The sequence below is a fragment of the Cellulomonas sp. GbtcB1 genome (assembly GCF_019091725.1).
Classification (GTDB): domain Bacteria; phylum Actinomycetota; class Actinomycetes; order Actinomycetales; family Cellulomonadaceae; genus Cellulomonas.
On record NZ_JAGXJG010000381.1, the window covers coordinates 1 to 250 of the forward strand.

The following is a 250-nucleotide window of genomic DNA, read 5'->3' on the forward strand; positions in this document are numbered from 1 at the left end:
GGCAGCGCGGCGTCCAGGTCGCGCAGCAGCCCGGCGACGGCCGCGGGCTGCGCGCGCATCAGGCCGACGTGCAGCGCGCAGGCGGGGGGGCGCTGCTCGGGGCGGTCCCACAGCAGGAGGTCCTCGCCCTCGTGGTGGTGGTGCAGCCCCGCCGCCACCTCGCGGACGTGCGCGGCGACGACGCGCATCCGGGCGTCGTCGCCGTCCGGGACGCCGCGGACGAGGCCGGGCGCGTCGCCGAACGCCCGGC

The 250-nt window shown here is 81.2% G+C and carries 1 pseudogene; it reads right to left on the minus strand.

What is annotated here, in order from left to right:
* Window positions 1–250: pseudogene (locus tag KVT14_RS20780) on the minus strand (hemerythrin domain-containing protein); the annotation flags it as partial.